Source organism: Spiribacter onubensis, from assembly GCF_040838425.1.
GTDB classification, from domain to species: Bacteria; Pseudomonadota; Gammaproteobacteria; order Nitrococcales; family Nitrococcaceae; genus Spiribacter; species Spiribacter onubensis.
Window position 1 is genome coordinate 354,472 of the sequence record NZ_JBAKFI010000001.1, and the last position, 13,516, is coordinate 367,987.

Below are 13,516 nucleotides of genomic sequence, written 5' to 3' on the forward strand. Positions count from 1 at the left end.
CAATTAACCGTGACGTCGCTCAAAATCGGCCATGAAATCGATCAGGGCATCCACCCCGGACTCTGGCATGGCGTTGTAGATGCTCGCCCGCATCCCCCCAACGGAGCGATGCCCTTTCAGCGTCTGCAGCCCGGCGTCGGCCGCCTCGCTGAGGAAAGTCCCGTCGAGCTGGTCATCGGCCAGTACGAAGGGCACGTTCATCCACGAGCGCGCCGCCGGATCCACCGGATTGCGGTAGAGGGAGGAGCCGTCGATGGCCGCGTAGAGCTTGTCGGCCTTGCGCTTGTTGCGCTCAGCCATTGCCCTGAGCCCGCCCTCGCGCTTGAGCCACTGGAAGACCAGTCCAGCGATGTACCAGCTGTAGGTCGCCGGCGTGTTGAGCATCGAGTCCGACTCGGCCTGCCGGCGGTAGTCCCAGATCGCGGGGACCGTCTCACTGGCGCGGCCGAGCAGGTCGTCCCGGACGATGACCACGGTCAGACCGGCCGGCCCGAAATTCTTCTGCGCTCCGGCATAGATCACGCCGAAGCGCGAGACATCGAGAGGCCTGGACAGGAACGTGGAGGACATGTCGCTGACCAGTGGCACGTCCCCACTGTGAGGAATCTCCGGGAACTCGACGCCGGTGATCGTCTCATTGGCGCAGTAGTGCAGGTAAGCGGCATCGGGATCCCGCTGCCATTCGGACTGCGGCGGAATGGACATCGGATCGCCGCTGCCCCCCTCGGCCACCACGTTGACCGCCGTGTACTTGCGCGCCTCAGCGATCGCCTTCTTCGACCAGCTGCCCGTATTGACGTAGTCCACGCTTCCGGCGTCACCCAGCAGATTGAGCGGAACCGCAGAGAACTGTGCAGTCGCCCCGCCCTGGAGGAACAGCACGCGGTAGTTGTCGGGCACTTGCAGAAGCTCGCGGAGATCCGCCTCGGCCTGCTCGGCGATCGATACGAAAGCCTTGCCACGATGGCTCATCTCCATCACGGACATGCCGGTCCCGCGCCAGTCCAGCATTTCCTCGGCCGCCTGCTGCAGAACCGGCTCGGGCAACGTCGCCGGACCCGCGCTGAAGTTGTAAACACGCGACATTATTCGCTCCAGAGTTTTCCGTTGATTACGAGAGAGGGTTCAGTCCGGGTCGGCGCCCGGTTCGGCCAGATCCTCGTCTTCCTCGCCGAGGGCCTCGACCCGGGCCATCCCCACCAGCGATTCCGATTCGGAGAGCGTGATCAGTTTCACGCCCTGGGTGTTACGGCCCAGGACGGATATCTCGGACGCCCGGGTCCGGACCAGCGTTCCACCGTTGGTGATGAGCATGACCTCATCCTCGTGGGTGACCTGGACGGCCCCCACGACCGCCCCGTTGCGCTTCGACGTCTGGATACCGATGACCCCCATGCCGCCTCGGCCCCGTCGGGGGTAGTCATCCACCGGGGTCAGCTTGCCATAGCCGTTTTCCGTGACTGTCAGGACATCACCGTCACCCAGGATCAGGCATTGGATCACCGTCTGGCCGGGAGCGAGACGGACGCCGCGGACACCGGCGGCCGTGCGCCCCATGGGACGTACGTCGTCCTCCTTGAAGCGGATCGCCTTGCCGGCGTCGGTCAGCAGCATGATGTCGCGATGGCCGTCGGTGACGCCGACATTGACCAGCGTGTCGTCTTCACCCAGGTTGACGGCGATGATGCCTGTCGAGCGTGGCCGCGAGAAATGCGACAGCGGCGTCTTCTTGACCGTGCCCTGGCGGGTCGCCATGAATACGAAGTGATCGCCGTCGAACTCGCTCACCGGCAGCACGGCATTGATTCGCTCGTCATCCTCCAGCGGCAGGAGATTGACGATGGGCTTGCCCCGGGCACCCCGACTGCCATGAGGCAGCTCATAGACCTTGAGCCAGTAGCATTTGCCCCGACTGGAGAAGCACAGCAGCGTGTCGTGGGTGTTCGCCACCCAGAGCTTGTCGACGAAATCCTCGTCACGCATCCGCGTCGCCGCCTTGCCCTTGCCGCCCCGGCGCTGCGCCTGATAGGCATCCACCGGCTGGGATTTGGCGTAGCCGCTATGGGAGAGGGTGACCACCACATCCTGCGGCGGAATCAGGTCTTCGATGGACAGATCGAGTCGCGTCTCAAGGATCTCGGTCCGCCGGTCATCGCCGTAGCGTTCGCGGATCTCCTCGAGCTCCTCGCGGATGACCTGCATAAGGCGATCGCTGCTGCCGAGGATATCGAGCAGATCGGCGATGGTGTCCAGGATCTGCCGATATTCATCGACGATCTTGTCCTGTTCCAGCCCGGTCAGGCGGTGAAGGCGCAGATCGAGAATGGCCTGGGCCTGCGCCTCGGTGAGGCGATAGGCGTTGCCGATCAGACCGACATCACGGCCGAGCGACTCGGGTCGGGATGCTTCTGCACCCGCACGCGAGAGCATCTCACTGACAACGCCTGGCGCCCAGTCACGCGCCACCAGCGCCGTCTTGGCATCCGCGGACGTCGGTGACGCCTTGATCAGGGCGATCACCTCGTCGATGTTGGCGAGTGCGACGGCCAACCCCTCGAGCACATGTGCCCGATCGCGTGCCTTGCGCAGTTCATAGACCGTGCGCCGCGTGACGACCTCGCGGCGGTGACGGATGAATGCGTCGAGCACGTCCTTGAGGTTGTGCTGTCGCGGCTGCCCCTCGTGCAGCGCCACCATGTTGATGCCGAAGACCGTCTCCAGCTGAGTGTGCTGGTAGAGGTTGTTGAGCACCACCTCGGGGACCTCCCCGCGGCGCAGCTCAATGACCATGCGAATGCCATCCTTGTCGGACTCGTCGCGCAGCTCGGTGATGCCCTCGATGCGCTTTTCCTTGACCAGCTCGGCGATCTTCTCAAGCAGCCGGGCCTTGTTCACCTGGTACGGCAGCTCCTCGACGATGATGCTCGCCTTGCCACTGCCGTCGTCATGCTCGAACCGGCAGCGCGCCCGCATGACCATCCGCCCGCGTCCGGTGCGGTAGGCCTCGCGGATCCCCTCGACGCCGTTGATGATGCCGCGGGTTGGCAGATCCGGCCCTGGCACGTAGGCCATCAGGGCCTCAATATCGAGGCTGTCATCATCAATCAGTGCGATACAGGCATCCACGACCTCACGCAGGTTGTGCGGGGGCACGTTGGTGGCCATGCCCACGGCGATACCCGCGCCACCGTTGACGAGGAAGTTGGGAACGCGGGTGGGGAGCACCTGCGGCTCCTGCTCGGAGCCGTCGTAGTTGTCCGCGAAATCGACGGTTTCCTTGTCGATGTCGGCGAGGAGCTCATGCGCCATGCGCGCCATACGCACTTCGGTGTAGCGCATCGCCGCGGCATTGTCCCCGTCGATGGAGCCGAAATTGCCCTGGCCGTCCACCAGCAGGTAGCGCATGGAGAAGTCCTGCGCCATCCGCACGATGGTGTCATAGACCGCCGTGTCGCCATGCGGATGGTATTTACCGATGACATCGCCGACCACCCGGGCCGACTTCTTGTACGGCCGGTTCCAGTCATTGCCGAGCTCGCGCATGGCGTAGAGCACACGCCGGTGGACGGGCTTGAGCCCGTCTCGGACATCGGGCAGGGCGCGGCCGACAATGACGCTCATGGCGTAGTCCAGGTAGGACTGCCGCATCTCGTCTTCTAGATTGACCGGGAGGATTTCCTTGGCGACGCTGGACATCTAGCGGATCTCGACTGTAGGGAGCCAATCGGACATCAAACATCCATCATAACATGCGCTCGAATGGCCAGGCATCGGCCGCTCCGGGCGGCTATTCGCCATCCACGCGCCGCGCCTGTTCGACCACGACGAGCTCGACCGGCACGTCCGCCATCCCGTTGCGGCGGCCTGTTTCACCGGCGGCAATGCGGTCGATGACGCCCATTCCCTCGATCACGCGTGCGAACACGGCATAGCCGAAATCCCGCTCGCCGTGATCGAGGAAGGCATTGTCGGCCAGGTTGACGAAGAACTGCGACGTCGCGCTGTCACGAACCTGGGTGCGAGCCATGGACAGCGTGCCGCGCTCATTCTTCAGCCCATTGTCGGCTTCGTTGACGATGGGATCCCGCGTCGACTTACGGTTCAGCTCTTGGCCGAATCCACCGCCCTGAATCACGAAGCCCGGAATGACACGGTGGAATACGGTCCCGTCATAGAACCCGTCATCCACGTAAGTCAGGAAATTCTCCACGGTCACCGGCGCCTCATCGGCGAAGAGCTCGATGCGGAAATCGCCGGCCGTCGTCTCGAATACCACCTGCGGGTTCTGTGCGCTGGCTGCGCCCGTGCCCACGGCGGCGGCGAGTGCGAGTGCGATTGGTATGTGTTTCATGGTCGTCCCTCCATATCCAGACCAGCCGGGATTCTCGCACACCCGGGCGGGACGGGCGTGCTAGAATTGAGGGGATGAATGGCGAGAACGCGGATCAGGGAGAAATCGGCAAGTTCGACCGGGACGCCAGTGCCTGGTGGGACCCTGAAGGACCATTCGCACCGCTGCACGCCATCACGCCCCTCCGGCTGGACCATATCGAATCCCGTATCGGTTCCCTCGCGGGCCTCAGCGTGGTCGATGTCGGCTGTGGCGGCGGACTGCTCAGCGAGCCGATGGCGGCGCGCGGGGCTCGGGTAACGGGCATCGATCTGGCGCCTGAGACTCTGGAAACGGCCCGGCTGCACGCGCATGGCACAGGCCTGTCCATCGACTACCGGGAGATCGCCGCGGAAGCATTGGCCGCCGAAGCGGCGGGCCGGTTCGATGTGGTGACCTGCATGGAGTTGCTGGAGCATGTCCCCGATCCGGCGGCCGTGGTCGAGGCCTGCAGCACACTGGTGCGCCCGGGGGGCGCGGTCTTTTTCTCCACAATCAACCGCAACGCCCGCGCATGGCTCCTCGCCGTCGTCGGTGCCGAGCGCGTTCTGCGTCTGCTGCCAGCGGGGACGCACGACGCCAGGGCGTTCATCCGCCCTGCCGAGCTGGCGCGATGGGCGCGGCGCAGCGGGCTGGAGATGAACAACCTCACTGGCCTGCATTACAATCCGCTGACACGGCACTACTTCTTGACGGACGACACACGCGTGAACTACCTCGCGCACTGCACACGGACCAACCCCTGATGGGCCTGTCGGATCGAGCCCAGGGCGTCCTGCTCGACCTGGACGGCACACTCTTCGATACGGCGCCCGATCTTATCGCCAGCCTGAACGCGCTGCGCGGGGAGCATGGGCTCCCGCCACTGCCGGCTGGCGACCTGGCCAACTCGGTGGGTCACGGCAGCGTCCCGATGATCGCGCGCGGATTCAATCTCGAGCCGACCGACCGGCATTTCGAGCCCCTGCGCCAGCGCTTTCTTGAGCTCTACCACGAGCGCCTGAGCGATGAGACCCGCCCTTATGACGGTATGGACGAGACGCTCTCGGCACTGGAGGCGGCGGCGATCCCGTGGGGCATCGTGACGAACAAGCCCGGCTGGCTTACCCGGCCGCTGATCAGCGCACTCGGCTACGACCGACGTCCCGACTGTGTGGTGACCGGTGACGATATCGCGCGGCGCAAGCCGCACCCCCATCAGGTGCTGGAGGGCGCCCGCCGGCTGGGTCTGCTCCCGGCGGCGTGCGTGATCGTCGGCGACGCCGAGCGTGATATCCGGGCCGGTCGACGTGCGGGAACCCTGACCCTTGCCGCCCTCTATGGCTACCTCAGCGGTGATGACCGCGCCGAGCGCTGGGGCGCGGACGGGCTCATCGGACATCCCCTCGAGCTGCTTCGCTGGGTCGCGCGCGCACCGACCCCGGTCCAGGAACCGCTTGCGGTCTGAGCCATGGATCCACTCGACTACTGCCGGCGCAAGGTCGCCCCGGAGGGCTCAAGCCTCTACTACGCGCTGCTCTTCGCGCCACCTTCCGCGCGGGATGGACTGACGGCGCTCGCGGCCTACCGCGCCGAGGTGCTGGAGGTCCCGCGGGAAGTGAGCGATGCCGGCGTCGGCGCAGTGAAGCTGTCCTGGTGGCAGGAAGAACTCGGGCGTCTCGAGGCGGGCGAGCCCCGCCACCCGATCACCCAGGCACTGTTGCCGGTCATCCGCCGTGACCGGCTCGATACCGGCGGACTCGCCGAGGTGATCGAGGCGAGCCGCATGGACCTCGAATACGGCCGCTACCCAACCCTGCGCGAGCTTACGCTTTACTGTCATCGCGCAGGGGGTGCCGTCGCCGACCTGGCCTGGCGGATCACCGGTGCCAACGGAGCCGATGCCGCACCCTTTGCCCACGACCTGTCGATGGGCCTTGAACTCACCCGCATGCTGCGTCATCTGCGGCGGGATCTGCGGGCCGGCCGTGTCTATATCCCCGAGGATGAACTGGCGGTCACCGGAGTCGACCCGGAGACACTGTCGCAGGGCGGGCAATCGGAGGCGGCCAGAGATCTCCTCTCCCGCCAGGGCGACCGCGCCAGACGCTTCCTCGACAGCGCCATCAGCCGCCTGCCTGGCCCTGCCCGGAAATCCCAGACCTATGGTCTGATCCTGGCGGTCGTCTATCGGCAGCTGCTGGACAGCATCGCCGGCGACGGTCATGCGGTGACCGAGCGCCAGGTCCATCTGACGCCGCTTCGCAAGCTCTGGCTCGCCTGGCGCACCGCCCGACGACCGCATAACGTCCGTCCCCGACCCGAGGAGCCCGTGCCATGACCATCGAGATCAGCCCCGGCCCACAAGGCCCGGCCAGACCCGACCGGCTTGACGGACAGCGTGTACTGATCACGGGCGCCGCCGGCGGCCTTGGCAGCGCGCTCTCGGAACTCGCGGCGGCAGAGGGGGCGGAGCTCGTCCTACTCGACAAGGACCTCAAGGCACTGGAATCGCTGCATGACCGCATTGAGGCGGCCGGCCACCGGCAGCCGGCACTCTATCCCCTCGACATGATGGGCGCATCACCCGATGATTATGCCGAGCTGGCCAATCGAATCGAACAGGAGCTCGGTGGCCTTGAGGTCGTGGTCCACGCAGCCGCCGACTTCGGCGAACCGGCACCATTGACGCTGTATGAACCGCAGGCGTGGCTCAAGTGCCTGCATGTCAACATCAACGCGAGTTTCCTGTTGACCCAGGCGCTTCTGGTATTGCTCAGGACGAGCGCTGGGCGTGTCATATTCGTAAGTGATGAGGCGGGCCGCGAGGGCCGGGCAGCCATGGGCGCCTACGCCGTCAGCAAATGGGCCGTCGAGGGCATCATGGCGACGTTGGCGGCCGAGCACTCGCCGATCCATCCAGTGATCAGCTGCAGCGTTGACCCAGGGGCGATGCAGACGCGCCTGAGGCGGCAGCTCTTTACCGGTGAGGCGGCCGACGAGGTCCCCTCGCCCGCGGGGGCCGCCGCCGCCATCAACCGGTTACTCGACCCGGCCAGCACGCCGGTCAATGGCGGCATGTACCGGGTAGTGGCCTGACAGATATGGCATGCTTGTGGCAAGGCCAGTGGAAGTGCAAGCATGCGCAACACTTGAAACGGGAGTGGAGAACACGCCATGGGATTCGCCTTATCGGCCCTGCAGGTCCGGAGTAACGCCTTCGGACCCCATCAGCCTATTCCGGTCCGCCATACCGGTGAGGGTGACGACATCGCACCGCCCATTCACTGGACCGGCGCACCCGAGGGCACCCAGGGCTTCGCCGTGATCTGCCATGACCCCGATGCGCCACTGGTCAGCCCCGGGAGCTACGGTTTTGTCCACTGGGTGTATTACAACATTCCTGGCGACGTCACGGCCCTGGACGAGGGCAGCGAGGCGTACACGCACGGCGTCACGGACTTCGGGAAACAGACCTATGGTGGACCAATGCCGCCGGAGGGCCACGGCGTGCACCACTACTATTTCTGGGTGCTCGCCCTGGATCAGTCGCTGCACCTGGAGCCGGGACTGACTCTCTGGCAGTTCCTCGACCAGGTTGAGCCTCATGTGATCGGCATGAACCGGCTGATCGGCACCTACGAGCGCTGATTCCGGCGGGCCAGTCCATGGGCACAGTCACCGCGCAGCGGACAGGCCTCGCACCGCGGCGTGCGCGGCCTGCAGTAGGATTTTCCAATGGTGACGATCAACGCGTGGAACTCGTTGAACTGCCCGACATCCGGCGCAAGGGCATCGTGGAACAGCGCCTGCAGGCCATCGTAGCCGACGCGCGGCGAGACGAGTCCGATGCGCGAGAATATCCGCCGGGTATAGGCATCGACCACGAAAACCGGGCGGCCGAAACCGTATAACAGCACATCGTCCACACTCTCCGGTCCGAGGCCCTTGACTTCGAGCAGGGCCGAGCGCATGGCCGCGGTTTCCATATCGATCAGCCCCGCCTCGCCACCCAGTGCCAGCCAGGTCTCGCAGGCGGCGCGCAGGCGCTGGGACTTTACATTGTAGTACCCACTCGGACGCAGGCACTCGGCCAGCGCTTCCCGGGGCGCGGCGAGAATCGCCTCCGGCGTCATCCAGTCACGGGCCTGTAGGCGGTCGACGGCCTGCTCGACATTGCGCCATGCGGCATTCTGGGTGAGCACCGCACCCACCAGCACTTCGAATGCGCTCTCCGCCGGCCACCAGCTCTGGGGACCCAGCGCCGCCAGCAGCCGGTCGTACAGACGGGGGACCGCCGTGGCGGTGTCAGTGATCGCCGGGCGCGTGTCAGCCATGTCGTTTTCGCTCACGGCCTGGCCGCCCTCCTCCAGGCCCTGGCGATGACCGTCGCTGGCGCTTGCGGGCCCGGTCTCCGCCGTCACCATCACCGAGATTCACGAGTTCCACGAGATGACGAACCTCGCCGGCCGTCAGCGTCTTCATCTGCCCCTCACGCAGGCCGGCCGGCATCTCGATCGGCCCGTACTGGACACGCATGAGGCGGCTCACCTGGACGCCCTGCGACTCCCAGAGCCGGCGGACAAGCCGATTTTTTCCCTCACGGAGCCTGACCCGGTACCAGCTGTTCGCGGCCTCGCCTGAATCCAGCGGCCGAATGGACTCAAAGGCCGCCGGTCCGTCCTCGAGCGTGACGCCCTCGATGAGTCGCCGCAGCGTCGCCTCGTCGATTTGGCCGAACAGGCGCACGGCATAATCGCGGATCAGGCGGTACGACGGATGCGCGAGGCGATTGGCGAGCTCGCCATCCGTGGTCAGTAACAGAAGCCCCGACGTGTTGATATCAAGGCGCCCCACCGCCAGCCAGCGTCCGCTCTTGAGCGGAGGCAGCCGCCGGAACACCGTGCGCCGGCCCTCGGGATCGCTGCGGGTGACGAGCTCACCGGTCGGCTTGTGGTAGACGATGACGCGACGATCCGTCGGCGCCAGCGCCGCCGCGCTCACCGGACGGCCATCCATGTGGATGCGCACTCCGGGCTCAACCCGGTCTCCCAGTCTGGCCTGGTGGCCATTGACCTGAACCCGACCGGCCTCGATACGTCGCTCCATTTCCCGACGCGACCCCAGTCCGGCCCGCGCCAGCACCTTCTGCAGTTTCTCCGAGCTCATGCAGGCCCCTGGTTCGGAATCGGCAGATCGAGCTCCGGATGATCGGGGCCCGGCTCGCCAATCTCGATCAACGAAGGCAGCTCACTGAGGCTGCCCAGATTGAAGTAGTCGAGGAAATCACGGGTGGTCGCGAAGACGGCCGGCCGACCGGGTGCATCCCGATGGCCGGCGACACGCACCCAGCCGCGTTCCTGCAGCGTGCGGATGATATTGCTGCTCAGGGTCACGCCACGGATCTCCTCGATCTCCGCCCGGGTGATCGGCTGGCGATAGGCAATGATCGCCAGGGTCTCAAGCACCGCCCGGGAATAGCGGGCGGGTTTCTCGTCCCATAGCCGCGATACCCATTCGGCGTATTGGCCGGGCACCTGGAGACGGTAACCGCCCGCCACGCGCTGCAACTCTACTCCTCGGCCGGCGAGCTGCGCGGAGAGCCGCTCGAGGGCCTGCTCCACTGCCCTTCGCGGTGGCGGGTCATCGCCAAAGACGACCTGCAACTGGTCGACCGACAGCGGTTCACCGGCCGCGAGCAGCGCCGCCTCGAGGATGTTCTCCATGGCCGGCTCACCCATCGTGGCCTTCCTGCGGCATCAGATCGCCGCTGCGTAGATAGAGCGGGGCGAATGGTTCCGCCTGGACGAGTTCGACCAGCGCCGCCTTGAGCAGCTCAAGGATGGCGAGGAAAGTCACCACCACACCGGCTCGCCCCTCCTCGGGACGCAACAGCTCGTCCAGCGCCACGAAACGATCACCCTCCAGTCGCTCCAGGGTCTCGCTCATCCGCTCGCGGACCGAGAGCACTTCGCGCTGGATCTGATGATGACTGAACATGGCGGCACGGCCCAGCACCTCGGAGAAGGCGGACAGCAGTTCATCGAGGTCCACGGCGGGCAACCGCCGGGCCGGCCTCAACCCCGGACATGCCGCACGCCCGGGAAAGATGTCCCGTGCCACTCGAGGCAACGCGTCAAGCTGTTCACCGGCCGCCTTGAACTGTTCATACTCACGCAGGCGCCGGACCAGCTCTGCCCGCGGATCGGGATCCTCATCGGATTCCGCGGCAGGCGGCCGGGGCAGAAGCATCCGTGACTTGATCTCCGCCAGCATGGCGGCCATGACCAGGTACTCGGCGGCCAGTTCCAGCCGAAGATCCTTCATGAGATCCACATACTGCATGTACTGACGGGTGATCTCGGCGATGGGAATATCCAGGATATCGAGGTTCTGCCGCCGGATGAGATAGAGGAGCAGATCCAGCGGCCCCTCGAACGCCTCCAGAAACACCTCGAGGGCATCCGGCGGGATATAGAGATCCTGTGGCAGGTCGGAGAACGGCTCTCCCTGAACGGTGGCGACCACCGATGGGTCAAGCAGCTCCTCCGTGCCGTCCGCGCTCATCGCTGGCGATAATCCAGTCCGATGGCCGAACGGACCTCCTGCATGGTCTGGCGCGCCACGCCCCGAGCACGGTCGCAGCCATCGGTGACCACCTGCTGGACGTGCTCCGGATCGGACGCCAGTTCGGCCGCCCGCTCGCGGATCGGCGCCACCTCGGCCTGGACGGCGCCGATGAGCGGCTTCTTGCAGTCGAGACAACCGATGCCCGCGGAACGACAGCCGGTCTGGACCCATTCCCGGGTATCGGCATCGGAATAGACCTTGTGGAGGTCAAAGACCGGGCATTTTTCGGGCTCGCCCGGATCGTTGCGCCGGACCCGCGCCGGATCCGTCGGCATGGTGCGGATCTTGTGTTCAATATCGGCATCGGACTCGCGCAGCGAGAGCGTGTTGCCATAGGACTTGGACATCTTGCGTCCGTCGAGCCCCGGCATCCTCGGGGCATGAGTCAGCAGCGCCTCCGGCTCGGCGAGGACGCTTCGGCCACCGCCGTCAAGATAGCCGGCGAGGCGCGCCCGGTCGGCGATGGTCAGGTTCTGCTGCGCCTCGAGCAGCGCCTGCGCTTCTCCCAGCGCCTCGGCATCCCCTGATTCCTGGTAGCGCCGGCGCAGCTCGCGGTACAGCCGCGCCTGTTTCTTGCCCATCTTGCCCACCGCGGCTTCAGCCTTGTCCGCGAAGCCGGGTTCCCGACCGAACAGGTAATTGAAGCGTCGCGCCAGTTCACGGGTCAGCTCCACATGCGAGACCTGGTCCTCGCCCACGGGAACGCCGCTGGCCCCATAAATGAGGATATCGGCACTCTGCAGGACGGGGTAACCCAGAAAGCCGTAAGTGGCGAGGTCCTTTTCGCGCAGCTCGGCGATCTGATCCTTGTAGGTCGGTACACGCTCGAGCCAGCCAAGCGGCGCGATCATCGACAGGAGCAGATGCAGCTCGGCATGCTCGATGACCCTGGACTGGATGAACAGCGTCGCCAGGTTGGGGTTGACTCCGCAGGCGAGCCAGTCCACCACCATGTCCCAGACACTCTCCGAGATGACCTCACGCTTCTCGTAGGCGGTGGTCAACGCGTGCCAGTCGGCCACAAAGAAAAAGCATTCGTTGGTCTCCTGCAACCTGATCCAGTTGCGGAGCACGCCGTGATAGTGCCCGAGGTGCAGGCGACCGGTGGGTCGCATACCCGAGAGGATGCGATCGCCGCTGGCTAGGGTCTGACTCAAGTTGACCTCCGCTCTTTGCCGGACAGACTGCCCTGCATGATAGCGGATTACGCCTCGAAAACGTGTGCGTCGCCGGCACCACGGCGAATCACCTCCGGTGCATCACCACTCAGGTCGATGACCGTGCTCGGCTCCAGCCCGCCGGGCCCGGCGTCAATCACCGCATCCACCTGTTTACCGAGCCGCTCCCGCATATCCACAGGATCGGTCATCGGCTCCGTCTCACCGGGCAGCAACAGCGTACTGGTGGTCAATGGCTCGCCCAGCGCCTCCAGCAGCGCGATGGCGACGGGGTGGTCCGGCACCCGGATGCCAATGGTCTTTCGGCGCGCGTGCTGGATACGCCGCGGCACCTCGGCGGTGGCCCGAAGCACGAAGGTGTAGGGCCCCGGCGTATGCGCCTTGAGCAGGCGGAAGGCCGTATTGTCGACACGGGTATAGCTGCCGATATCGGATAGATCACGACAGGCCAGGGTAAAATGGTGACGCTCCTCCAGCCCCCGGAGGCGCCGGATCCGGTCCACGGCGGTCTTCTCACCCATGGCACAGCCCAGAGCATAGGTCGTACCGCTCGGATAGACGATGACGCCGCCGTCGCGGACGATCTCGACGGCCCGGCGGATGAGTCGCGGCTGCGGGGTCTGCGAATGGATCTCGAAATACTGGCTCATGCCGTCCCGTCTCCTTGGTGTTCACCGTGCTCAGGTATGGTAGCGTCTGGCAGCCTTACAGGACGATACGCGCATGCACTACGCAATCATCAGCGAAGACATCGACGATAGCCTCGAACGTCGTGCCGGGGCGAGAACGGATCACCTCGCACGTCTGGAAGCGCTGCGGGACGAGGGACGACTGCTCGTGGCAGGACCGCATCCCGCGATCGACGCCGATGACCCCGGACCCGCAGGGTTCAGCGGCAGTCTGGTGATTGCCGAATTCGACTCGCTGGCGGCGGCACGGGAGTGGGCGGATGCCGACCCGTATGTCGCCGCCGGTGTCTACCGTCAGGTCACGGTAAAGCCCTTCCGGAAGGTTCTGCCATGAACGACATCCCCAGCAGCGAGCGACCCGGAATGATCCGGGAGAGGCTGTGCCACGCACTCGATGTCCAACACATCGACGTCCGCGATGACAGCCATCTGCACGCCGGCCATGCCGGCGCCCGGGCCGGGGGCGGACACTACCATGTCCAGGTGATCAGCAATGACTTCGCCGGGCAGGGCCGTCTCCAGCGTCATCGTCTGGTCTACGACGCCATGGGCGACGCCATCCGCGACGACTGCATCCACGCGCTCAGCATCGAGGCCCTGACGCCCGCTGAGGCCCAGCCATCCCAAACCAACCGCCAGTGAGTAAGCCA

The 13,516-nt window shown here is 65.6% G+C and carries 16 protein-coding genes; 7 read left to right on the top strand and 9 right to left on the bottom strand.

What is annotated here, in order from left to right:
- Window positions 1-3 precede the first annotated feature (3 nt).
- The 3 genes from serC to V6X63_RS01810 form a co-directional block, all read right to left on the bottom strand.
- A complete protein-coding gene (gene serC / locus V6X63_RS01800) occupies window positions 4-1,086 on the bottom strand; it encodes a 3-phosphoserine/phosphohydroxythreonine transaminase (protein WP_367966889.1) in 1,083 nt (360 codons plus the stop codon).
- 39 nt (window positions 1,087-1,125) lie between these two features.
- Window positions 1,126-3,696, bottom strand: a complete 2,571-nt coding sequence (gene gyrA / locus V6X63_RS01805; protein WP_367977984.1) for a DNA gyrase subunit A — start codon at window positions 3,694-3,696, stop codon at window positions 1,126-1,128.
- A gap of 91 nt (window positions 3,697-3,787) precedes the next feature.
- Window positions 3,788-4,351 carry a peptidylprolyl isomerase gene (locus V6X63_RS01810; protein ID WP_367977985.1) on the bottom strand — a complete coding sequence of 188 codons (564 nt, stop codon included), beginning with the start codon at window positions 4,349-4,351 and terminating at the stop codon, window positions 3,788-3,790.
- A gap of 74 nt (window positions 4,352-4,425) precedes the next feature.
- Between V6X63_RS01810 and ubiG the strand changes: the two genes are divergently transcribed.
- The 5 genes from ubiG to V6X63_RS01835 all read left to right on the top strand — a co-directional run bounded on the left by ubiG (window position 4,426) and on the right by V6X63_RS01835 (window position 8,020).
- Window positions 4,426-5,136 carry a bifunctional 2-polyprenyl-6-hydroxyphenol methylase/3-demethylubiquinol 3-O-methyltransferase UbiG gene (gene ubiG / locus V6X63_RS01815; protein ID WP_367966892.1) on the top strand — a complete coding sequence of 237 codons (711 nt, stop codon included), beginning with the start codon at window positions 4,426-4,428 and terminating at the stop codon, window positions 5,134-5,136.
- Entirely contained in the window at window positions 5,136-5,837 is a 702-nt protein-coding gene (locus V6X63_RS01820; protein ID WP_367966893.1) for an HAD family hydrolase, read from the top strand. Before ubiG ends, V6X63_RS01820 begins: the two co-directional genes overlap by 1 nt.
- A 3-nt stretch (window positions 5,838-5,840) precedes the next feature.
- Window positions 5,841-6,710: a squalene/phytoene synthase family protein gene (locus V6X63_RS01825; protein WP_367966894.1), complete on the top strand. Its 870-nt coding sequence runs from the start codon at window positions 5,841-5,843 to the stop codon at window positions 6,708-6,710.
- Complete coding sequence (locus tag V6X63_RS01830; RefSeq protein WP_367966895.1) at window positions 6,707-7,468, top strand: SDR family NAD(P)-dependent oxidoreductase; 762 nt, start codon at window positions 6,707-6,709, stop codon at window positions 7,466-7,468. Before V6X63_RS01825 ends, V6X63_RS01830 begins: the two co-directional genes overlap by 4 nt.
- Before the next feature lie 78 nt (window positions 7,469-7,546).
- Entirely contained in the window at window positions 7,547-8,020 is a 474-nt protein-coding gene (locus V6X63_RS01835; RefSeq protein WP_367966896.1) for a YbhB/YbcL family Raf kinase inhibitor-like protein, read from the top strand.
- Here the strand turns inward: V6X63_RS01835 and V6X63_RS01840 are convergent.
- From V6X63_RS01840 to V6X63_RS01865, 6 genes are read right to left on the bottom strand one after another with little or no spacing between them, the layout of a single operon-like run.
- On the bottom strand, window positions 8,008-8,706 hold the full coding sequence (locus tag V6X63_RS01840; RefSeq protein ID WP_407826382.1) for an endonuclease III domain-containing protein: 699 nt from the start codon (window positions 8,704-8,706) through the stop codon (window positions 8,008-8,010). The two genes, V6X63_RS01835 and V6X63_RS01840, sit on opposite strands and share 13 nt — an antisense overlap.
- Window positions 8,699-9,538 (bottom strand): 23S rRNA pseudouridine(2605) synthase RluB, encoded by an 840-nt coding sequence (rluB, locus tag V6X63_RS01845; protein ID WP_367966898.1) that lies wholly within the window; start codon window positions 9,536-9,538, stop codon window positions 8,699-8,701. Before rluB ends, V6X63_RS01840 begins: the two co-directional genes overlap by 8 nt.
- Window positions 9,535-10,110 carry an SMC-Scp complex subunit ScpB gene (gene scpB, locus V6X63_RS01850; RefSeq protein WP_367966899.1) on the bottom strand — a complete coding sequence of 192 codons (576 nt, stop codon included), beginning with the start codon at window positions 10,108-10,110 and terminating at the stop codon, window positions 9,535-9,537. Before scpB ends, rluB begins: the two co-directional genes overlap by 4 nt.
- The gene (locus V6X63_RS01855; protein WP_367966900.1) at window positions 10,103-10,936 is read right to left on the bottom strand and encodes a segregation and condensation protein A; all 834 of its coding nucleotides are present in this window, start codon (window positions 10,934-10,936) and stop codon (window positions 10,103-10,105) included. The genes scpB and V6X63_RS01855 overlap by 8 nt, the downstream gene beginning before the upstream one ends.
- Window positions 10,933-12,156: a tryptophan--tRNA ligase gene (locus V6X63_RS01860; RefSeq protein WP_367966901.1), complete on the bottom strand. Its 1,224-nt coding sequence runs from the start codon at window positions 12,154-12,156 to the stop codon at window positions 10,933-10,935. Before V6X63_RS01860 ends, V6X63_RS01855 begins: the two co-directional genes overlap by 4 nt.
- Before the next feature lie 47 nt (window positions 12,157-12,203).
- Window positions 12,204-12,827 (bottom strand): L-threonylcarbamoyladenylate synthase, encoded by a 624-nt coding sequence (locus V6X63_RS01865; RefSeq protein ID WP_367966902.1) that lies wholly within the window; start codon window positions 12,825-12,827, stop codon window positions 12,204-12,206.
- Between the two features lie 73 nt (window positions 12,828-12,900).
- On the opposite strand from V6X63_RS01865, the gene V6X63_RS01870 reads away from it, so the two are divergent.
- Both V6X63_RS01870 and V6X63_RS01875 read left to right on the top strand, forming a co-directional pair.
- Entirely contained in the window at window positions 12,901-13,200 is a 300-nt protein-coding gene (locus V6X63_RS01870; RefSeq protein WP_367966903.1) for a YciI family protein, read from the top strand.
- Window positions 13,197-13,508: a BolA family protein gene (locus tag V6X63_RS01875; RefSeq protein ID WP_367966904.1), complete on the top strand. Its 312-nt coding sequence runs from the start codon at window positions 13,197-13,199 to the stop codon at window positions 13,506-13,508. The genes V6X63_RS01870 and V6X63_RS01875 overlap by 4 nt, the downstream gene beginning before the upstream one ends.
- Window positions 13,509-13,516: the final 8 nt, after the last annotated feature.